This window comes from Caminibacter profundus, assembly GCF_054657155.1.
In genome coordinates, this window is record NZ_BAAHXC010000001.1 from 417,619 (window position 1) to 439,257 (window position 21,639).

Consider the following 21,639-nt stretch of genomic DNA (forward strand, 5'->3'; position numbering starts at 1 on the left):
TTACTCTTTCAATTGCTTTCTAAGTGTTTTTATTATTTTTTTTATTTCTTTTTCATTTACTTGTAATTCAATAAAATTAAGTATTCTGTTTACTACATTAATACTTCCTCTAGATTTTTTAATCTCATCAATTTCTTTATCTATTCTTTCTAGCATTGCAAAAATAAACGGTATATTATTTCTTTCTCTTTTTAGTTTTATCTCTAAAACTGGATATGTTTCTTCATAAATATAAGAATATTTACTTTTTTCTTTTTCTATTTTTTCTTTTTCAAAATCTATAAATTTTTCTTTATCAAGATCATATATTATAAAATGTTTTTTCATAAGTGATGGTCTGTTTCTAAAGCTATCAAACAGTTCAAATATTTTATGTAGATTATTAAAACTAAATTTATCAGTTAAAAAAATTGCTTTATAAATTTCTATATCTTCATATTCTAGAGTCTGAGGATTAAAAAATGGAATACTTTTTACTGATTTTAAATCATCTAATACTTTTTTTTCTATAACACCTATAATTTTCTCCTTATAAATAGTAAAAAATGGTGAAAATTTTTTAATTAAAAAACTTGTGACATACTCTTTTTTATCACTATCTACAATTATAAAAATTACATATTTTTCTCCCTCAATCAATTCAAAAAAATTATTTGGAGAAATATAATTTTTTGTAAAAAAAGACTCACAATTTTCAATCTCTAATGCATTTAAATTTTTCATTAATTTTTCTATAAAATCATTTTTTTTATTTTTTTCTATTTTGCAATCTTTAAACAATACAATTAAGTTATTTTTTATTATTTGATTTTTATTTTTTATATGTTCGATTTCTTCTTCAAGTTTTTTTATTTTGTCTAACAACTTATTAATCATTTGTATCCTTTTTTAATAGTTCTCTTGCATACTCAATTGCTTTTTGAGATTTTTCTTTTCCACCGATAATTCTTGCTATTTCTTCTATTCTTTCATTGTATGTTAGTTCTTTAACAAATGATTTATTATCTTTTTTTGTAACTACAAAATGCTTATCAGCAAGACTTGCTAATTGCGGTTGATGGGAAATTGCAAAAATTTGATATTTTTTACTTAACAGTTTCAATACATCAGCTACACTCATACTCTCTTCCCCACTCAAGTTTGCATCAATTTCATCTAAAAACAGTGTTTTTTCTTCTTCGCTATATTCAAGCGTACTAGCAAGCAATGCTACTCTTAACCTGTTAAATTCTCCAGTTGAAATGGTATTTATATCAATATCATTTACAATTATTTTAGCCTCACTCATTCCAAGCTCATTAAATTCATCAGTTTCCTCAACAACAACTCTAGCTGACGGCATATAAAGTCTTAAGAGGTAGTGATTTAATTTTTCTTCAAATTTTTTAGCGCTTAATTTTCGTTTTTCGTGAAGCTCTTTTGCTAAGTTTATTAATTTACTTTCCAGAGCTTTTAATTCATTTTTTAATGATTCTTTCTCAAACGTCAGATTTTCAAGATTACTTAACTCAACTTTTTTTTCTTCATAATAAATTAGAGCTTCCTTAATAGAACCGAATCTTCTAATAAGTTCTTGCAAATCTGATAATCTGTTTAATACTTCTTCAATATCGACTTGTTCTAAAAAAGATGCCTTTTCATAAGCTTTGTCAATTGCTATCCTTAATTCATTTAAAGCACTAGAAAAAAACTCTTTTTCTTCATCTATCATATCTAAAAGCTCATAAACACTATTCTCAAATTCAAAAATCCTTTCAATCTCAAAAACTTTTTCTTTTATTTTTTCAATTTTACTTAAGTCTTTTTTTATTTTCATAAGCTCTTCAAATTCACCCTCTTTTGGATTAATGCTATCAATTTTGTTTAATTCATATTTTAAAAACTCTATTCTATCAATTGCATTTTTTTCTTTTTGTTCTATTTCATCTAATTTTTTCTTTAATTTTTTATATTTTAAATATTTGTTTTTGTATTCATATAACTTAACATAATAATCTTTCTCTGAAATCATTTTATCGAGAACTCTTAAAATATTTTCACTCTCAAACTCTTTTATGTCTCTCAAAGATAAATAATTTATAAACTTATCAGCTATTTCTCTTACAACCTTTTTACTTACAGCTTGATTATTTATGAAATATCTACTTTTATTCTTTTTTATTTGTCTAAAAATAATTACCTCATCTTTTTCAATTCCAAAATCTTCTAAGTCCAAATCATTATCCACAATTGCCTCACTAATTTTAGCATTAACATCAAAATAGCCAAAAATAGAGAGAATCCCTCTCATAAGCACAGACTTACCAGCCCCACTAGGTCCTGTAAAAACAATAAGCCCTTTACTAAACTCCATCTCTACTTCACTAAACTCAAGTTCAACTTCATCAAATGTTACATACTCCTTAAGATAAACTCTCTCAATCACTTTTCTCCTTTATAAAAAAGTATTAGAGGTAAATTAAAACCTCTACTAACCTCTACTAACCTCTACTAACCTTTTCCATTTTCAATTGATATTAATTCCCGCTTCCCCAGTTAAGTTTTTCTCTTAATACTTCAAAATAATTTCTCTCTACCCTATGAATAAGTTTAGCTTTTCTTTTTGCTTTTTTTATTTTAATTTTGTTATTCATATTATAAATTTCTTGCCCATCAATTATAAGTTTTGCCATTTTTTCCTTTACTTCTATCTCCAGCTCAAAATCACTTGGTAAAACTAAAGGTCTTTGAGTCAAAGAATGTGGACAAATAGGTGTAAATATAAATCCCTCAGTCAAAGGATAAACAACAGGCCCTCCTGCGCTTAGATTATAGGCAGTAGAACCAGTTGGTGTTGAAATAATAAGCCCATCTCCACGATAAGTATTCAAAAAACTTTCATTAGTATCTACTTTTATATGAATCATAGACGAAATTACATCTTTACTAATTACTACATCATTAAAAGCATAAAGTTTTTTCCCCTCAAAATCTATCTCTATTACCATTCTCTCATCAATTCTATATTCTTTATTTAAAAACTTATCTAAAAACTCTTCAATATTTTCAGGATTAATATCTGTTAAAAACCCAAGGTTTCCAGCATTTATTCCTAAAATTGGTTTATCATATTTATATGCTCTTCTAGCAAGAGAAATTAATGTCCCATCCCCACCTAGAGCAACTAAAAAATTAGCTTCCTTACACATCTCTTCAAACTCAACTCCTAAAAGATTTATTGCTTTTGCTGAAACACTATCAATTAAAACTTCAATTCCTTTTTTTTCAAAAATTGTTTTTATTTTTAAAAAAACAGGCTTTAAACTTATTGTATTTTTAGGTTTTAATACAAATCCAACTTTCATAATTAGCCTTTTTTAAAAAAAATTATATCAAGTAATTATTTTTTCTTATAATTAAAAAAAAGTAGCTTTTATTATATAATAGTGGTATAATAATATAAAAAGGAGAAAAAATGAAAAAAGAAAAATCAATCGAACTACTAAATAAAGCAATATCTGAAGAATTAAGCGCTATACATCAATATATGTATTTTCATTTTGTTTTAGATGATTTAGGTTATGATTTATTAGCTAGTATTTTCAAAAAAACTGCAATAGATGAAATGCTGCATACTGAAAAGTTTGCTGAGAGAATTTTATTTTTAGGTGGTGAAATTGAAATGAAACCTTCACTTCCTGTGGAGCATATAAGAGACCCTAAAAAAATGCTTGAATGGGCTATGAAAAGTGAAGAAGAGGCAATGGAAATGTATAATGAATTTGCAGTACTTGCAAGTGAAGCAAGAGATAGTGGTACTAAACAAATCTTTGAACAAATTATTGCTGATGAAGAGAGACATTTTGAAACATTTGAGCTTGAGTATGAAAATCTTCAAAAATTTGGTGATGGATATCTTGCTCAACAAGCAATGGAAAGAAGTAAAAGAGTTGGTTCTATGACAACAAATAATGGAGGATAAAAATGGCAAGACTAGTAAAATTTACAAAAAATGAACCTTTAAAAATAGAAGGTAAAGACAAACCTATATTTATTTGTCAATGCGGTTTATCTCAAAATTTTCCATTTTGTGATGGACATCATAAAAAAACACAAGATGAAAAAGAAGGAAAAATTTATATCTATAATGAAGAAACAAGAATAGAGATTTAATTCTCTTTTCTTTTTTAGTCTTCCCATAAATTTTCTCTTTTATCACAAAAGATTATAGAAGTAGGATATGCTAGTTCGAGTTCTGAGTTTTTAATAATTTCTAAAATTTTTAACATTACATCTTGTTTTACCTTTAGCCACTCTTCCCAGTCAATTGTTATAGAAAATGCATAAACCAAAATATCCATAGAATATTCATCAAATTTATCAAGATATACAAGAAGAGTTTTTCTAACACCATATTTGTCTTCTAATAAAAACAAAGTGTCTTTTTTCATTCTCTTTATAAGATGTGATTTAATTTTATCATCAGTTACAATATCTCGATGATGTGAGAGCATATCACGAATTTCTTTAATCACTCTTTCAATTTCTTTAGTATTAGTAGTATATTTAATTTTTATCCAAAATTTAATTCTTCTTCCTACAATTCTTCTTGACCAATTTTTTATCCATTCATTTGCAAGACGCGAATTTGGAATAATTACCATTGCATTATCAAAAGTTCTAATTTGAGTAGCGGTTAGTCCAATTTCTGTTACAAATCCTTCAAAATCTTTTGTTTCAATCCAATCACCTACATGAAAAGCATCTTCACTAACAAGTCTTATAGAATCAAAAAAATTACTCAAAGTCTCTTTTGCAGCAAGTCCAATAATTACACCACCTATTCCTAAAGATGTAATAATTGCAGTAATATCTACACCTAAATGAGATAAAATAACCACAAAAAGAATAATAATTATTAAAACTTTTGTGAGGTTTATCACAAGAGCAAAAAGCTCTCGTCTTACTGATTCTTTTTTTGAAACTTTTATAGTGATTAATGTATAAATAAAATATTTGATAATTTCATAAAAAAGCCAAGATATTAAAAATATATTTAAAAAAAATTTTATATCTTTCAATACATTTAATCTATTTTCAAAAAGATAAAAAAACGTATTCACATCTACTAAAATTATAAGTGGTATACCTATTTTATATACACGAGAATATAAAAGTTTTAAGAAAATATTCTTACGTCTTTTAAATAAAAAAAATTTTATTCGTTTAACAAAAAAAGATGAAAATAGATTAATTAATAATACCCCTATTCCTATATACCACTTCATTTTTTGCACTTTTTTTAAATTATATCACATTTTGATATAATTGCGCCAAAAAAGGAAATTTATGAGAAGCCATTATTGTGCAGAATTAAATGAGCTAAATGTAGGAGAAGAAGTAGAACTTGTTGGATGGGTAAACTCTCATAGAGACCACGGAGGTGTAATTTTTATTGACCTGAGAGATAGAAGTGGTCTTATTCAAGTAGTAGCAGATCCAGCTGATAGCAAAGAAGCTCATGAAGTAGCAGAAAAAGTAAAAGATGAGTATGTTATAAAAGTTAAAGGAAAAGTAAGATTACGTGGCGAGGGGCTTGAAAATCCAAAACTAAAAACAGGAAAAATTGAAGTTGTTGCAAATCAAATCGAAATTGAAAATACAAGTGAAACTCTTCCCTTTAGAATTGGTGATAAAAGTGTAAATGAAGAATTAAGACTAAAATATAGATATCTTGACCTTAGAGACAAAGATATGCTTGAAACTTTTATTCTAAGAAGTAAAGTAACTAAAGCCATTAGAGATTACTTTGATAAAAACGGATTTATAGACGTAGAAACTCCTGTACTTACAAAATCAACACCTGAAGGTGCAAGGGATTATTTAGTTCCAAGTAGAGTTCATCCAGGAGAATTTTATGCACTTCCTCAATCACCTCAACTTTTCAAACAAATTTTAATGGTTGCAGGATTTGATAAATACTATCAAATTGCAAAATGCTTTAGGGACGAAGACCTAAGAGCCGATAGACAACCAGAATTTACTCAAGTTGACGTTGAGATGAGTTTTGTAAATCAAGATGATGTAATTAAAACAATTGAAGGAATGGTTAGTGCTGCATTCAAAGTTGCTGGTATTGATGTAAAACTTCCAATTGAGAGAGTTTCTTATAAAGAAGCTATGGAAAAATATGGTAGTGACAAACCTGATCTCAGATATGATTTAGCAATGGTAGATGTAATTGATGAGTTTGTTGATTCAAATAATGAAATTTTTAGTGAAATTGCAAAAGATAAATTAAACAACAGGTTTAAAGCTCTAAAAGTTCCAGGCGGTGATAATTTTTATAGTAGAAAGAAATTAAAAGAACTTGAAAACTTTGTTAGAAAATTTGGAGCAAAAGGACTTGCATATATTCAAGTAAAAAAAGAAGGTCTAAAAGGACCTATTATTAAATTTATGAGCGAAGAATCACTAAATAAAATGATAGAGAAGCTAAAGCCAGAAGTAGGAGACATTATATTCTTTGGAGCTGGTGAGAAAAAATTAGTTTTAGATTATATGGGAAGACTTAGAATAAAAATTGCTAATGATATGAAACTTTTTGATGAAAATGAATATAAATTTGTATGGGTTGTAGATTTTCCAATGTTTGAAAAAGATGAAAATGGTAACGCAACTGCACTTCATCATCCATTTACGATGCCTGATATGAATACTTGGGATGAAGAAAATTTTGAAAACATTAATTCAATTGCTTATGATTTGGTACTAAATGGATATGAAATTGGAGGAGGAAGTATCAGGATTCATAAAGAAGAGATACAAGAAAAAGTTTTCAAACTTCTTGGAATTGATGAAATGGATGCAAGAGAAAAATTTGGATTTTTACTTGATGCACTTAAATTTGGAGCACCTCCTCATGGTGGATTTGCACTTGGGCTTGATAGGGTGATAATGCTTATGAGAAAAACTGACAATATTAGAGATGTTATAGCATTCCCTAAAACTCAAAAAGCTCAGTGTCTTTTAACAGGCGCACCTGGAGAAGTTGATAAATCTCAACTTAAAGAACTTCATATAAGAGTAAAAAAACCAAAAGCTGATAATGAATAAACTAATAGAGCTAAAAAAAGGTGATGTTTTTAAGATTATGGGATTTGATGATAGTTGTAAAAACTTTAAACAGCGTTTAATAGACCTTGGAATACACAAAGGCCAAATGGGACAAGTTATTAATAAGTCCTTTTTGGGACCTCTTGAAATAGATATAGACGGTAGAAAAATAGGTATTGGCAGAGGTATAGCAAAAAAAATTTATGTCAAAAAATTTGAATGCCCTATTTTGTGATGTGAGAAGTGAAGAGTTGACAAGTTCCAAGTGAAAAGCTTGTCCGACAACCAGGTATTAGAAGTTTTAGAGGTTAGTAGAGGTATTAGGGATATTAGAGGCATTACAACCTCTACAACCCCTCTTAACCTCTACAACCTATACTAACCTTTACTTAAAATATACCAATTATAAGGAGAAGTTATGAAAAAATTATTTTTAATTATCGGAGCACCAGGAAGTGGAAAAACAACTGATGCAGAACTTATAGCAGAGAGAAACGCAGATAAGATTATTCATTATTCAACAGGTGATTTACTAAGAGCTGAGGTTGCAAGTGGTAGCGAACTTGGAAAAACAATAAAAAGTTATATTGATAATGGAAACCTTGTTCCACTTGAAATAGTAATTAATACTATTAAAAGTGCTATTGAAAAAGCACCAAAAGATATAGTGTTAATAGATGGGTTTCCAAGAAGTGTAGAACAAATGAAAGCACTTGATGAAATGTTAAAAAACTCAAACGATATTGAACTTGTAAGCGTAATTGAAGTAGAAGTAAGTGAAGATGTAGCAAGAGAGAGAGTATTAGGCAGAGCTAGAGGAGCTGATGATAATGAAGAGGTGTTTAATAACAGAATGAAAGTATTTTTAGAGCCATTAAAAGATATTCAAGATTTTTACTCTGTACAAAATAAATTAATAAAAATAAACGGGGAAAGAACAATAGAAGAAATTGTTGATGAAATGGAAAAAATAGTAAAAGAAAAAGCAAATATATGAAAATTTTTCAAGTAATTATAGGTTCAGAAATTTTAGAAGGCAGAAGAGAAGATAAACATTTTGAATTTTTAAAAGATTTATTATTAAAAAGAGGCTATGAGCTGTTTGCCTCTTTTATTGTAAAAGATAATCCTGAGCTTCTAAGAGATATTTTTTTGTTAATTAAAAACTCTCCTGACTCTTATCTATTTTGTTATGGTGGAATTGGAGCTACACCAGATGATTTTACAAGAGAAATAAGCGCTGAAGTTTTTACAAATTCTCAAATGGAATATAATTATGAATTTAAGAAACTTATTGACAATAAGTTTCCAAATGAAGACAATACAAAAAAATATTTGCTTGCCTACTGGCCAAAAGGTTCAAAGCCTATTTGGAATAATCCTATAAACGGATATCCAGGTTTTATGATTGATAATAGATACTTTTTCTTGCCAGGATTTCCTCAGATGGCACACCCTATGAGTGAATGGATAATAAAAAAATACTTTGCTAAAAAAACTCCAAAAAAAAGATATACTCTTTTAGCATATGCAAAAGAGTCTGAAATGCTTGATATAATGCAAAAAATCCCAAAAGATGTAGAATTTTCAACTCTCCCAAAACTTGATTTCACTTCAGAGATTTCATTCTCAGGCAAAAAAGCAAAAGAAGTTTTTGAGTGGTTTAAAGATGAATTAACAAAAATAAACATCAAATATAAAGAAATTTAATTTATAAAATTAAGCAATAAAAAAATTAATTTAATAAGATATAATAATTAATTAAAAATTTTCTCTTTTAGCAAAATATAATTTCAAATAAAAAGGCTATCAATTATGAAATATTTATTATATTTTATATTCATTATTAATTTATTTGCCTATCAAATAAAAACTCCAAGTGACGTATATTCATATGCAATGCTTTTAAAGAAAAAAGTTGAATATTTAAGAAAATCATCTAACATAAATAAACCTTTTCCTAAAGTACCACCTCAACAAAATAAATACCCTCGCCATGTTATTCAAAAAGCTTTAGAAATTCTTAACAAAATAAATATTTATAGAGTTTCAAAAGGATATGGAGAAATTTTTATTCCTCCATATCCTGCCCGTGAAATTACACCTAGTGATGTATATGAAATGGTAAAAAGACTTGATGCTGAAGTTACTCCATTCATAAAAGACAGAGGATTCTTAAAAAGTTTAAAACTAGTAAAATATAAAGGAAAAACTCCTAATGATGTATATAGACTATTGTGGTCTATTTCACTTGCTTTTGATGATTTGCTTGGAATTCACGGTTATACGCCAACAGATGTATATGCACTATCTCAAAAACTTGTAGAAACTGTTAAATTTATAAGAGAAACACAAAATATTTATACTCAAGTACAAAAACCAACAAAAATACCAAACTTACACCCAAATCATGCATTATATGCAAGTTATAGTTTTTTAGCTAAAGTCAGAACAGCTGAAAAACACTTATGGATTGATCCTACTGAAGTTCCCAAAAAAACTCATCGAGTAATAACTCCAACTGATGTATATGATTCACTTCAATATAACATTGCAGAACTTCAAAGAATAAAATACCGTCTTGGAGTTGAAAGATATTTTAAATTAAAACCAGTCAAAGGAAGTAAAACCCCAAGTGATGTTGTTCAAAATATTATGTATGCAAAAGAATTGATGCCAACATTTGATTTTGATAAACCTCTTATTCAATACCCTATATCCTCTCTTAAAAAAACTCCAAACCACGTATATGCAGTAACTGTTGAAATACTAAAAAAACTTAATATCTTAAAAAACCTAAAAGGTATTCAACAAATAGTAAAGGAACCTCCTTTTATCTATGGCTTAAAACCAATACACGCTTATCAAAAAGCAATAGAAGCAACAGAGAAAGCTATTAGACTTAAAGTTCAAATGGGATTTTATCCATCAGAAGTTCCGCAGCAACCTTTAAGAGAAATTACACCAAATGAAGTATATGAGATGGTAATAAGACTTGATGGAATTGTTACAATATTACTCCATAAAGCCGGCTATAAAAAAATAGATGAATATATTTACAAAACAGATAAAAAAATACCAAAAGGAAAAACTCCAAGTGATGTTTATCATAATCTTTGGAAAATATCAAACACTATCGACGTATTACTTGCAAGAGAATATACACCAAATGAAACTTATGCTTTAAGTAGTAGAATTATGTCAAGATTAGATGTTTTATTACAGAAACTAAAAATCAAACCAAGTGCGATTAAATATATAAAAAAAGTAAAAATTGAAGCTCAAAATAAAACTCCTAAGGATGTATTTATTTTAACATTAAAACTATATGATGAAATTAAAAAAATTCAAAAAAGACTTAACATGATAAACAGTAATATTATCATTCCGAACCAAAAAGAAAAAGTTACCCCTAATACAGTTTATAATGCATTAAGAATTATTAATGCAAATATAAATGAAATATTAATATATAAAAATATAGACGAAAATGACATTCTATATCCTATTGAGTTTACAAAAAATAAGACCCCAACAGATGTTTATAAAAATGTAAAGATACTTTATAATATGTTAAGGCTTTTATATGACGAAAAAAATTACAAAAAATAAAATTTCAATCTCAATAAAAATTTCTCTTTTAGTTATGCTTATATCTTTTTTTGGTATCGCAACACTTAGTTATATCTCTTATACTCAAGCAAAAAGTATTTTTACATATCATACTGCACAAATGTTAAATAAAAATATTGAAGAATATGCAAACTATATAAAAGATTCAATTCAAAAACTTAAATATAACATTACAATTCTAAGTTACAATCCTTCTATTAAAGGCTTTATGAGAGCATATACAAATAAGTATAAATATGATGAAATTACAAACAAAACTTTCAATCAATATAAAAGTGATATAACAACAATAACCTCTCTTATGATGAAACAAAACCCAGAATATTTCCAAATAAGAATAATAGATGCAAAAAATGGTAAAGAAATTATAAAATTAGTAAAAGAAGAAAATAACAATATAACAATTCTTCCAAAAAATAAACTTCAAAACAAATGGGATATGCAATATGTACAAGATACTCTAAAATTAAAAAAAGGAGAAATTTATATCTCTAATATAAACCTAAATAAAGAATTTCATACAATAGAGTTTCCTATAAAACCTACTATTAGGGTTGCTAATATAATTTTTACAAATAATAAGCCAACAGGGATAAGTGTAATTAACGCTAATATAAAAGAGCTTTTTAAATTTAAAAAACTAAGAGAAGTAAAAGATACTAAAACTTATATCGCAAATATGAAAGGATATTATTTATTTAATTATGATAATCCAGAAAAAGAATTTGGATTTGAGTTTGGAAAAGACTTTAAAATTACAGATGATTTTCCTTTATTAAAAAAAATCTATAAAGATGGTGTTTATAAACTTTCTTTTGTTGACACAAAAAATAATTTAATACTTGAAGCACAAAAAGTATATCTATCACCAGATATATATATAATTATATTAAAAACAACTACAACTGCTATTTTTGAAAAAAAAGCAAGTGAATACATCAAAAATTTAATTATTGCAATTATGATAATTACATTAATCATAACAATAATTACAACTTTGTTAGTACAAAAAGTTACAAAACCTATTAGAAAATTAACACATTTGGCTAATATCATTGCTAAAACAAAAGGAGAAACAAAATTTAACATAAAAATTGATTCAAATGATGAAATAGGAGATCTTGCAAAAGCATTTGATGTTATGCTAAAAGCTCTAACAAAATCAAAAAAAGAAATAGAACAATTTGCAAACAAACTTGAAAAAGAAGTAGAAACAAAAACAAAAGAACTTCAAGAAATTAATAAAAATCTTCAAAAAATAGTAGAAGAAAAATTAAAAGAACTCAGAAAAAAAGACAAAGCTCTGGTTCAACAATCAAAACTAGCAGCAATGGGGGAAATGATTGGAGCAATTGCTCATCAATGGAGACAACCTTTAAATGCCCTTGCTATAAATATTCAACTACTTGAAGACTTGCAAGAAGAAGGAAAACTTGATAAAAAAACTCTAAAAGAGTTTATAGAAAAAAATATGCAAACTATTCAATTTATGAGTAATACAATTGATGATTTTAGAAGTTTCTTTAGGAAAGATAAGGAAAAAGTGGAATTTGATATAAAAGAGGCAATTGAAAAAACTCTAAATTTACAAAAAGCTCAACTTAAAAATTATAATATTGAAGTGCTAGCAGAACTTAAGCCAATAAAAATAAAAGGATATAAAAACGAATTTATGCAAGTAATTTTAAACATAATATCTAATGCAAAAGATGCAATTGAAGAAAAAAGAAAAAAAATTGGTAACTTCCAAGGAAAAATAAAAATAAAAACAAGAAAAGATAATGATAAAATCTTTATTGAAATAGAAGATAATGGTGGAGGAATTCCAAAAGAAATAAAAGAAAGAATTTTTGAACCATATTTTACAACAAAAGAAGAAGGAAAAGGTACTGGAATGGGACTATATATGGTAAAAGAAATAATTGAAAGAATGAATGGGAAAATAGAAATAGAAAATACTAGTAAAGGAGCAAAGTTTATTATTACTTTAAAGGACACAAGTGAAAATTAATTCATATCTTAAAAACTTAACTTGTCTTTATGTTGAAGATGAAGACTTTATTAGAGAAAGTTTTACTTTGATGCTTAATAGATATTTTAAAAAAGTTTTCGTTGCAGAAAATGGAGAAGTTGGACTTGAATTATATAAAAAACATAAACCTGACATAATTATAAGTGATATAAGAATGCCTGTAATTGATGGTATAGAAATGGCTAAAAAAATAAAAGAAATAAACCCTAAAAGCTATATAATTTTTATAACAGCATTTAGTGACAATGAATATTTAAAAGCAGCAATTGAACTTGGTGTAGAAGGTTATTTAACAAAACCAATTGATAGAAAAGCTTTAATAAAAAAACTAAATTTTCTAGCTGATATTATTAAAAATGAGAGAGAAAAAGAAGAATTATTTGATCTTTTAAAATTACTTTTTGATATGCAGCTTGAAGCCTCAATTCTTTATGAAAAGAATACACCAAAACTTTGCAATAAAAAATTTATTAATATATTTGGCAAATGTATGGACTTAGAAGAACTTATTGAAAAATATAAAATTGATTTAAACCTAGAAAATCAAATTATTTATCAAGAAAGCGACTACAAAAAAACATATGAAGTAAGAATTCAAAAAATAAATGAAAAATATATTATAATTTCATTTCACGATATTACCAATTATGAAAATGAAATTTTTATTGATGAATTAACAAAAGTTTTTAATAGAAAATATTTAAGTAAAATAGTTGAAAAATTAATAGCTCAAAAAGGATGTTTTATTTTAATAGATATTGATTATTTCAAACATATTAATGATAAACATGGACATCCAATTGGTGATATGGTTTTAATCAATTTTGCAAAAATATTAAAAGACAACTTAAGAAAAAATGATACTATTATAAGAGTCGGTGGCGAGGAGTTTTTGATTATACTAGATAATGTAAAAAATACTGAAACAGCTAAAAAAATTGCTTATAATATAAAAGAAGCTATAGAAAAAAGTGATTTTAATGGGATAAAAGTTACAGCTTCATGTGGTATTTGTTGTGGAGAAATAAATAATATGTCTGATTTTGAAAAAATTTATAAAAAAGCTGATATAGCCTTGTATAAAGCTAAAGAAAGTGGTCGTAATCAAGTAAAGGTGTGCAAATGATTTTATATTATGTTCTTTTCTTTGTAGGTGTTATTATGATTATAATGTCAATTTATAATTTTTACTCATCTACTAAAATTGAAAAAAATATCGATAATTATCTTTTTCTTATAACTTCTCCAAAAGCATATTTTGTAGGGACTACCCTATTTTCAACTGCTATACTTGTTATTATTGCTTATCAAGCAAGTGAGTATGAGTTTAATATAAAATTTTTTTCAATAGTTTTTTTCTTTGGAAGTCTGTTTTTACTAACTCTTTCTCACTTAGTTTATTATATTAGTGTTGCAAAAAAACTTAATGATTATGAAGAATTTTTTAAAGATTTCAATATTGATCTAAATAATAAATGTCAAAAATTAATGCTAAAGTTTATTTATTCAAAAGAAAAAAATTTAGATAAAGTAAAAAAAGTGTTTAATATGAATAAACACTTATGTGATAAAAAAGATTAATCTTTACTCTTTATCTGTATTACATTTTAATAATTCTATATTTTTAATTTTTTCTACTCTTTGAATCAAACTTTCTATTTCATTTAGTTCTTCTTCATATTTTTTCTTAAGTTCTTCTCTTTTTTCTTTTAAGATATTTAATTGTTTTTCAATTTCTTCTAGTGGAATGGCACACTCTTTTGCTGCCTCTTCTTCTTTTTCTAAAGCCCATTCTGTTATCTTTTTAAGAAATTCTTTAAACATAAATTCTCCTTTTGTATAATATATAAAACATTTTACCATAAAGGAAAGATATGGATACTAATAATTATAAAAAAGCAGCCCAAATTTTAAAAAATTCTAAATTTCCCGTAGCTTTTACAGGAGCTGGAATATCTGTAGAGAGCGGAATTCCACCATTTCGTGGACCAACAGGTCTTTGGAGCAAATATGATCCAAAAATTTTGGATATCGATTTTTTTATGAAAAACCCATATGAGTCTTGGAAGTATATAAAAGAGATTTTTTATGATTATATAGGAAATACTAAACCAAATGACGCTCATAAATTTTTAGCTTGGCTTGAAAAGTTAGGGAAATTAAAAGGTGTAATTACTCAAAATATAGATAATCTACATCAAAAGGCTGGGAGCAAAACAGTAATAGAATTTCATGGCACTGCTTCAAAAATGCAATGTCTAAAATGCAAAAAAAAATTTTTATCTAAAAATATCAGTTTAGAAAAATTACCTCCTTTATGTCCAGAATGTCAAGGAATTTTAAAGCCAGATTTTGTATTTTTTGGTGAAGCTATCCCTACTTTAGTTTTAGAAAAATCAATTGAATTAATGCAAAATGCAGATGTTGTAATAATAATAGGTACTACTGGAGAGATTATGCCAGCAAGTCAATTGCCAATACTAGCAAAAGAAAATAAAGCTTTGATTATCGAAATCAATATAGAAAAATCTAACTATACAAATAAAATTACAGATATCTTTTTAAAAGAAAAAGCCACAAAGGCTTCAAATAAATTAAAAAAATTTTTAGAATAATGAATATCTAAAGTGAATAAAAGACAGAATGTTTTCTATGTCTTTTACAACTAATTCCATTATTGGACCCTCTTTTGTACAACTTAACATCCTTGTTAAAAGATATCCATTCATTAAAGAAATAAACACTTGACCTTTTGAGTCTTCATATACAGCAATTGAAAGAGGCATTTTTACTGCCATAAATTTTGTGTCATCATTACTTAACATTTTACCAGCAAGTTTTGCATTGCAAAATTTAATAATAACAACTTTTCCTACATCAGGTCCACCATATTTTTTAATTTCTTCTTCTTGATTAATAACATTTACAACATGCCATCCTGGTTGATGGGATATTCTGTCTACTAATAAATTTACAGTTTTATCAAAACTATAAGGGCTTTTTATTTGTTTAAACATCATATTTTCAGCTGATAATTTAAAAAATAATGGAATAACAAATACAGCTAATACAAAACCAATAATAAATCCTCCAATTAAACTTCTTTTACTCATTTTACTCCTCCTCTGGTATACAAATTTTTTGTGATTTTATAGCTAAATATGTTCTAAAAGATACAAATACTACAACAGCTGTTACTAAAAACAATAAAAACAACGAAAATAAATACATTGGTAAATTCTTAAAAGTGTTATATACTAAAATTGTTGCGATTGTAATTGCTGCAAGTGGGAAAGTGTAAGCCCACCAGGAAATAAAAAATGGAATTTCTGTATAAACACTTTTTTTAGTAATTAATAAAACAAATATAAAAATAGCAATTAAGTATAAAAACATACTAAATATATCTATAGCCCCAAATGTAATTCTAAAATAACTAATAAATCCAACCGCAGGAGGTGCTATAAGAATGAAAAACGTTGGAATTAATTTTTTAGGTAATGGATGATGAAATATCATTCTATAAGTCACAATTGTAAATAATATTATCCAATAAAAAATACCTATTGAAAAGAAAAATAAATTTACATATTCATTTACTATATCAACTCCAGCAACAGGTATTAAAACATTACCTACGATTGGAATAAACCAAGCAGGATTTATCATTTTTACATCAAATTGATTTCTAATCCAAAACTTAATAACATTAAAAGTAAAATAAAGATGAAGCCAAGCACCTATCCACCAAAATGTCACAGCAATTGATGGTGCATAATCCATATATGCAATTGAAATAAGTAAAAAGCTAACTGAAATAGCTGGAACAAATGAACTTTTTATAGGATGGGAAAACTCTGCTCTCACCATATCAGGATATTTTATCCATTTAAAAATATATAAAATAAAAATTGTAAAAAAAGCTACTGTATCTACAAAAAGTAACAATAAATAAAGCCAATAAGGAAAATTTAAAAAATGATATGCTTTTGCATATACAATAGTTAAACCAGAAATTCCCATAATAATTGCAAAAAGTGGAGCAGGAAAATACTTTAAACTTCTCTCCATTTTAAAACTCCTTATTTTAAATTTTGGCAAGTATAACAGAAATTTATAATAAGTTAAACAATTATAAGAAAATATTATAATACTTTCTTGACATATGTTTAAAATATATTTATCATTTTATATATGTTTTCAAAGGAATAAAAATGCCTAGACGTGTTAGAAGGAGAATTAGAGGTATATTTAATAATAAATGCTTTAAACCATGTGGAGTTCCTAATCATTCTCTTGAAAAAATATTCTTAAGTAAAGATGAAATGGAAGCTATTAGACTTATGGACCTTGAAGGACTATATCAAGAAGAAGTTGCAAAAGAAATGGGAGTGTCTCGTCCAACAGTAAGTCGTATTCTCACAAGTGCTAGAGCAAAAATAGCTGATGCTTTAATTAATGGTAAATCTATTGAAATTGAAGAATAATATTTAAAAAATCTAAAATTGCCACCATTAATAATTTAGTAAATTTTTCTATTTTTTTATTTGTGTGTTTAATTAAATTTCAAAACTTATTAAAAATTAGATTACAATTTATTTATAGTTCTTCTTTATACTTCTTACTTCTTGGATTTACAATAAATTAACATAATAATTTTACTCTAAAAGCTTAATTCCTTCATATGCTACATTTACCATCTTTTCAATTTCTTCTCTATTAATAATGTAAGGCGGCATAAAGTAAATCACATTTCCAAGAGGTCTAAGAAGTACACCTTTTTTTAGACCATATTGATATACTTTAAGACCTATTCTTTTTTCCCAAGGATAATCAATCATCTCAATTGCTGTTATCATACCTGTTTGTCTAACATCTTTTACATTAGATAATTCTTTGAATTTTTGAACACTCCCCCAGATATAATCACTTGTTTTTTTATTAAACTCTAACACACTCAAACCATCACTTTTCACTTTACACTTTTCACTTTTAACTTTTAATTCCCCATCTATCCATTCTCCATTCTCAAATATATCCAAAGTTGCATTAGCTGCAGCAATTGCAATTGGATTTGCTGTGTAAGAATGAGAATGTAAAAAGGCTTTTAATTCTTTATAATCACAATAAAATGCCCTATATATTTCATCAGTTGTAAGTACTAAACTAAGTGGCAAATACCCACCAGTAAGACCTTTACTTAAAGTCATAAAACTTGGCTTAATATTTGCTTGTTCACAAGCAAACATACTACCACTTCTTCCAAAACCAACAGCAATTTCATCTGCGATTAAGTGAATATCAAATTCATCACAAAGTTCTTTTAGTCCTTTTATAAATAAAGGATGATGCATCTTCATATAACCCGCACATTGAATTAATGGCTCAATAATTAGTGCCGAGACATCTTTATAATATTTTTCAAAAATAACTCTTGCTTTAATTAAAGCTTTTTTTGCTTCAACCTCACTTTTATCTTTTGGAATAGGAATAGTTATGTTTTTTATTAAAATTTCTTTATATGTATCTTTATAAAGTCCCACATCCCCTACACTAAGCGCACCAATTGTTTCTCCATGGTAAGAGTTTTCCAAACTAAAAAAAAGAGGTTTTATTTTTCCTTTATTTTTCCAATAATGAAAACTCATCTTAATTGCAATTTCTACTGCACTACTTCCATTATCAGCATAAAAAACTTTATCAAATCCTGTAAGTTTACAAATTCTTTCACCAAGCTTCACTGCTCCTTCATGAGTAAAACCAGCAAAAATAACATGCTCTAGTCTTTCTAATTGCTCTTTTATTTTTTCATTTATATAAGGATTTTTATGTCCAAATATGTTCACCCACCAACTACTTATAGCATCTATATATCTATTTCCTTCGAAATCTATTAAATAAACTCCCCTGCCCTCTTTTATAGGAATAAGAGGTAAAAACTCATGATCTTTCATTTGAGTACAAGGATGCCAGTTATATTTTAGATCTTTTTGAATAATTTCTTCATTTTTCATAAAAATCCCTTTATTGTGAGGTTTTTTTTTATTATAATATCATAAACATCTTAAAAGTTATATAATAGGAAAATAGCAAAAAGGTTGGTTAATGATTGAATGGATGCAAACTCATAGAAAATGGTTGGTAATCACAATTTGGATTGCTACAATAGCTTTTGTTGGAGCTGGTTTTGTTGGATGGGGACAAGTTCAATTTGGTAAAAATTCCTCTACAATAGCAAAAGTGCAAGATACTGAAATTTCAATTCAAGATGTTCAAGACACTTACAATAAACTTTATCAAGAACTAAATCAAAAAATGGGTGGTAATTTAGACGAAGCAACCGCAAAAAAATTGGGTCTACAAACCCAAGCAATTGAATTAGCTATACAAGAAGGAATGTTAAGACAATACGCAATAGATTTAGGATTATATGTAACAGATAAAGATGTAGCTAAAAAAATACTTGAATATTTTAAAGATAAAGAAACATATAAACAATATTTAAAAAATACTGGTTTAAAGCCAAGTGAATTTGAAAAAAGACTTAGAAAAAGATTATTAATAGAAAAACTTCTTACATTTTTACATATAAAACCATCAAACACGGAACTGCTTTCAATAGCAAGTGCTCTTTATAATGCAGACAACCTGGAAATAAAAATCCTTAGTAAAAAAGACATTCATATCTCTCTTGATGAAAATGAAATAAAAACTTATTGGGAAAAAAATAAAAACAAATTCCAATCTCCTGAAAAATACAAAATTGCATATATAGATATACCTTTAACTCAAGAAGTTTCTGAAAATGAACTTAAAAAATATTATGAAGAAAATAAATTGAATTATAAAAATGAAAAAGGTGAGATTATCTCTTTTAAACTTGCAAAAGAACAAGTAAAAAAAGACTATCTTAAACATAAACTAAAAAAAGAAGCAATATTAGCATATAAAAAGTTGAAAAATTCAAAAGGTAATTACAAAATCATTACTGTAACTTTAAACAATCTAACTATTCCTACTGACAAAATGCTTGAATTAATAAAAAATGGCTATCTAAAACCTTTTGTTTATAAAAATTCATATATTACGGCAAAGTTACTTGAAGAATTCAAACCAAAACCTCTAAGCTTTGAAAAGGCAAAAAGTTTAGTAATTACAGAACTACTAAATATAAAAACAAGCAAAGCATTAGTAGAAAAAGCAAAAACTTTAACGAAAATATTTAAAGGTGAAGAAACTGGTTTTATAACAAAGTATGACTTTAATAAAATAAACTTATCTCCTATATTAGCTCAAGAATTTCTATTTAATGTATTTATCTCTCAAAATCAAAAAGGTTTTGTTTTATTACCACACGATAGTCCTGAATATGCAGTGCTTTATAAAATTAAGGAACAAAAATTGCTTGAAAAGAAAAAATATGAAGAAAATAAAAAAAATGTATATAACTTAACAGAAGCTCTATTAAATACTGAGATGTTACAAGATTTAATAGCTGAACTGTCTCAAAAATATAAAGTGGAAAAATTTTAAAGGATTAAAGTTGAGAAATATTTTAGCAATAGACTTAGGCAGTTACAAAACTACCGCAATAATAGCTAATTACGATGAAAAAAGTGATTCTTTATCAATAAGTGGTGTTGGGATTGCAAAATCAAAAGGTATAAAAAAAGGTGCAATTATAAATATTGATGAAGCTTCTAAATCAATTAAACAAGCAATAAATGATGCAAAAAGAGTAGCAGGGGTAGATGTTAAAAATGCTATAGTTTCAATATCTTCTGTATATACTAAAAGCCTTACAAGTTATGGCATAGTAAATGTTCCAGGAAATGAAATTACAATAAAAGAAATAAATCGTGCAATTCAAACCGCGCTTTATAATGCAAATATTTCTCAAGATTATCAATTACTTCAAGCAATTCCTTATGATTTTAAAGTAGATGAACTCTCAGAAATTGAAGACCCAGCAGGAATGAGTGGTAGTAGATTAGAAGTTGCTCTTCATATTATTGCAGCGCAAAAAAGTGGAATAGAAAATATGAAAAAAACTCTAAAACAAGCAGGTGTTGATATAGAAAATATAGTAGCTGCCGGATATGCTAGTGGACTTGCTACTTTAAAAGATGACGAAAAAGAACTAGGTGTGGCACTAATAGATATAGGTGCAACCACATCAGATTTAACAATTTTTATAAATAAGACTCTGAGATATACTGATTACTTAGGTGTTGGTAGTCATCATATTACAAATGATCTTTCTATGGCTCTTCATACTCCTTTAGCTGATGCAGAAACAATTAAAATAAACTTTGAAGAATATGTTAAAAATGATGAAGATTTAATTGAAATTTCAATTATTGGTTCTGAAGAAGAAAAACAAAAAGCATCACTCACTACTATTACCCAAGTCATAAGTGCAAGAATTGAAGAAACTTTTCTACTATTAAATAAAGAAATAGAAGACTCAGGATTAAAAAATAAAATTGGAGCTGGAATAGTACTTACTGGAGGTTTTACAAACTTTTATAATATAAAAGAGATCGCAACTTCATTTTTTGAAGGACTACCTGTTAGAGTTGGTTTACCAAAAAACATAGAAGGACTTTTTGAAAACCTAAAAGCTCCTGAATACTCTACTGCAATCGGACTATTATTATATGGAAAAAAAGATGGTTTAACATATGAAATTGATTCGAACAGACAATTTAGAACTAAATATTCATTTGATGAATTTTCAACTAAAACATTAGATAAAGAAGAAGAAACAAAAAAATCTCAAGAAAAAGAAGAAATTTCATCAATAATAATAGAAAAAGAACCTGGTTTCCTACAAAAAATAAAAACTTGGTTTAATAACTTATTTTAAGAAAGGATGA

The 21,639-nt window shown here is 26.6% G+C and carries 22 protein-coding genes; 14 read left to right on the forward strand and 8 right to left on the reverse strand.

The annotated features are described in order from the left end of the window. The 3 genes from ACYQ1U_RS02185 to ACYQ1U_RS02195 form a co-directional block, all read right to left on the reverse strand. On the reverse strand, window positions 1–876 hold the full coding sequence (locus ACYQ1U_RS02185; RefSeq protein WP_459883772.1) for a hypothetical protein: 876 nt from the start codon (window positions 874–876) through the stop codon (window positions 1–3). Then, window positions 869–2,425, reverse strand: a complete 1,557-nt coding sequence (locus ACYQ1U_RS02190; protein ID WP_459883773.1) for an AAA family ATPase — start codon at window positions 2,423–2,425, stop codon at window positions 869–871. Before ACYQ1U_RS02190 ends, ACYQ1U_RS02185 begins: the two co-directional genes overlap by 8 nt. A gap of 91 nt (window positions 2,426–2,516) precedes the next feature. Further along, window positions 2,517–3,344, reverse strand: coding sequence for an NAD(+)/NADH kinase (locus tag ACYQ1U_RS02195; protein WP_459883775.1), 828 nt, complete (start codon window positions 3,342–3,344; stop codon window positions 2,517–2,519). A 110-nt stretch (window positions 3,345–3,454) separates the two neighbouring features. Between ACYQ1U_RS02195 and ACYQ1U_RS02200 the strand changes: the two genes are divergently transcribed. Both ACYQ1U_RS02200 and ACYQ1U_RS02205 read left to right on the forward strand, forming a co-directional pair. Continuing rightward, a complete protein-coding gene (locus ACYQ1U_RS02200) occupies window positions 3,455–3,961 on the forward strand; it encodes a bacterioferritin (protein WP_459883778.1) in 507 nt (168 codons plus the stop codon). 2 nt (window positions 3,962–3,963) lie between these two features. Then, window positions 3,964–4,152: a CDGSH iron-sulfur domain-containing protein gene (locus tag ACYQ1U_RS02205; RefSeq protein WP_459883781.1), complete on the forward strand. Its 189-nt coding sequence runs from the start codon at window positions 3,964–3,966 to the stop codon at window positions 4,150–4,152. A 14-nt stretch (window positions 4,153–4,166) separates the two neighbouring features. Here ACYQ1U_RS02205 and ACYQ1U_RS02210 read toward each other — a convergent pair whose 3' ends face one another. Further along, the gene (locus ACYQ1U_RS02210) at window positions 4,167–5,267 is read right to left on the reverse strand and encodes a mechanosensitive ion channel family protein (protein ID WP_459883783.1); all 1,101 of its coding nucleotides are present in this window, start codon (window positions 5,265–5,267) and stop codon (window positions 4,167–4,169) included. 61 nt (window positions 5,268–5,328) lie between these two features. Between ACYQ1U_RS02210 and aspS the strand changes: the two genes are divergently transcribed. From aspS to ACYQ1U_RS02250, 8 genes are all read left to right on the forward strand, one after another. Continuing rightward, window positions 5,329–7,095, forward strand: coding sequence for an aspartate--tRNA ligase (gene aspS, locus ACYQ1U_RS02215; RefSeq protein ID WP_459883786.1), 1,767 nt, complete (start codon window positions 5,329–5,331; stop codon window positions 7,093–7,095). Beyond that, window positions 7,088–7,330 (forward strand): ferrous iron transport protein A, encoded by a 243-nt coding sequence (locus ACYQ1U_RS02220; RefSeq protein WP_459883789.1) that lies wholly within the window; start codon window positions 7,088–7,090, stop codon window positions 7,328–7,330. The genes aspS and ACYQ1U_RS02220 overlap by 8 nt, the downstream gene beginning before the upstream one ends. Before the next feature lie 183 nt (window positions 7,331–7,513). Further along, window positions 7,514–8,092, forward strand: coding sequence for an adenylate kinase (locus ACYQ1U_RS02225; protein ID WP_459883791.1), 579 nt, complete (start codon window positions 7,514–7,516; stop codon window positions 8,090–8,092). Next, window positions 8,089–8,805 (forward strand): competence/damage-inducible protein A, encoded by a 717-nt coding sequence (locus ACYQ1U_RS02230; RefSeq protein ID WP_459883793.1) that lies wholly within the window; start codon window positions 8,089–8,091, stop codon window positions 8,803–8,805. The genes ACYQ1U_RS02225 and ACYQ1U_RS02230 overlap by 4 nt, the downstream gene beginning before the upstream one ends. A 105-nt stretch (window positions 8,806–8,910) precedes the next feature. After that, window positions 8,911–10,707, forward strand: coding sequence for a hypothetical protein (locus ACYQ1U_RS02235; protein ID WP_459883796.1), 1,797 nt, complete (start codon window positions 8,911–8,913; stop codon window positions 10,705–10,707). Further along, the gene (locus ACYQ1U_RS02240) at window positions 10,682–12,739 is read left to right on the forward strand and encodes an ATP-binding protein (protein ID WP_459883799.1); all 2,058 of its coding nucleotides are present in this window, start codon (window positions 10,682–10,684) and stop codon (window positions 12,737–12,739) included. The genes ACYQ1U_RS02235 and ACYQ1U_RS02240 overlap by 26 nt, the downstream gene beginning before the upstream one ends. After that, complete coding sequence (locus tag ACYQ1U_RS02245) at window positions 12,729–13,886, forward strand: GGDEF domain-containing response regulator (RefSeq protein WP_459883802.1); 1,158 nt, start codon at window positions 12,729–12,731, stop codon at window positions 13,884–13,886. Before ACYQ1U_RS02240 ends, ACYQ1U_RS02245 begins: the two co-directional genes overlap by 11 nt. Then, complete coding sequence (locus ACYQ1U_RS02250; protein WP_459883805.1) at window positions 13,883–14,341, forward strand: adenylate kinase; 459 nt, start codon at window positions 13,883–13,885, stop codon at window positions 14,339–14,341. The genes ACYQ1U_RS02245 and ACYQ1U_RS02250 overlap by 4 nt, the downstream gene beginning before the upstream one ends. A gap of 3 nt (window positions 14,342–14,344) precedes the next feature. On the opposite strand, the gene ACYQ1U_RS02255 is transcribed toward ACYQ1U_RS02250, so the two are convergent. After that, window positions 14,345–14,584: a hypothetical protein gene (locus ACYQ1U_RS02255; RefSeq protein WP_459883808.1), complete on the reverse strand. Its 240-nt coding sequence runs from the start codon at window positions 14,582–14,584 to the stop codon at window positions 14,345–14,347. A gap of 50 nt (window positions 14,585–14,634) precedes the next feature. Here ACYQ1U_RS02255 and ACYQ1U_RS02260 point away from each other — a divergent pair, with 50 nt between their 5' ends. After that, on the forward strand, window positions 14,635–15,375 hold the full coding sequence (locus ACYQ1U_RS02260; protein WP_459883811.1) for an SIR2 family NAD-dependent protein deacylase: 741 nt from the start codon (window positions 14,635–14,637) through the stop codon (window positions 15,373–15,375). Here ACYQ1U_RS02260 and ACYQ1U_RS02265 read toward each other — a convergent pair. Continuing rightward, complete coding sequence (locus ACYQ1U_RS02265; protein ID WP_459883814.1) at window positions 15,367–15,873, reverse strand: DUF302 domain-containing protein; 507 nt, start codon at window positions 15,871–15,873, stop codon at window positions 15,367–15,369. The two genes, ACYQ1U_RS02260 and ACYQ1U_RS02265, sit on opposite strands and share 9 nt — an antisense overlap. Before the next feature lies 1 nt (window position 15,874). Beyond that, the gene (locus ACYQ1U_RS02270; protein WP_459883816.1) at window positions 15,875–16,831 is read right to left on the reverse strand and encodes an SLAC1 anion channel family protein; all 957 of its coding nucleotides are present in this window, start codon (window positions 16,829–16,831) and stop codon (window positions 15,875–15,877) included. A gap of 143 nt (window positions 16,832–16,974) precedes the next feature. Between ACYQ1U_RS02270 and ACYQ1U_RS02275 the strand changes: the two genes are divergently transcribed. Continuing rightward, a complete protein-coding gene (locus ACYQ1U_RS02275) occupies window positions 16,975–17,247 on the forward strand; it encodes a DUF134 domain-containing protein (protein WP_459883818.1) in 273 nt (90 codons plus the stop codon). A 171-nt stretch (window positions 17,248–17,418) separates the two neighbouring features. On the opposite strand, the gene ACYQ1U_RS02280 is transcribed toward ACYQ1U_RS02275, so the two are convergent. Then, window positions 17,419–18,774 carry an adenosylmethionine--8-amino-7-oxononanoate transaminase gene (locus ACYQ1U_RS02280; protein ID WP_459883820.1) on the reverse strand — a complete coding sequence of 452 codons (1,356 nt, stop codon included), beginning with the start codon at window positions 18,772–18,774 and terminating at the stop codon, window positions 17,419–17,421. 91 nt (window positions 18,775–18,865) lie between these two features. Here ACYQ1U_RS02280 and ACYQ1U_RS02285 point away from each other — a divergent pair, with 91 nt between their 5' ends. Further along, window positions 18,866–20,293 carry a peptidylprolyl isomerase gene (locus ACYQ1U_RS02285; protein ID WP_459883822.1) on the forward strand — a complete coding sequence of 476 codons (1,428 nt, stop codon included), beginning with the start codon at window positions 18,866–18,868 and terminating at the stop codon, window positions 20,291–20,293. Window positions 20,294–20,303: 10 nt separating this feature from the next. Further along, the gene (gene ftsA, locus ACYQ1U_RS02290; protein ID WP_459883824.1) at window positions 20,304–21,629 is read left to right on the forward strand and encodes a cell division protein FtsA; all 1,326 of its coding nucleotides are present in this window, start codon (window positions 20,304–20,306) and stop codon (window positions 21,627–21,629) included. The last annotated feature ends 10 nt before the right edge of the window (window positions 21,630–21,639 follow it).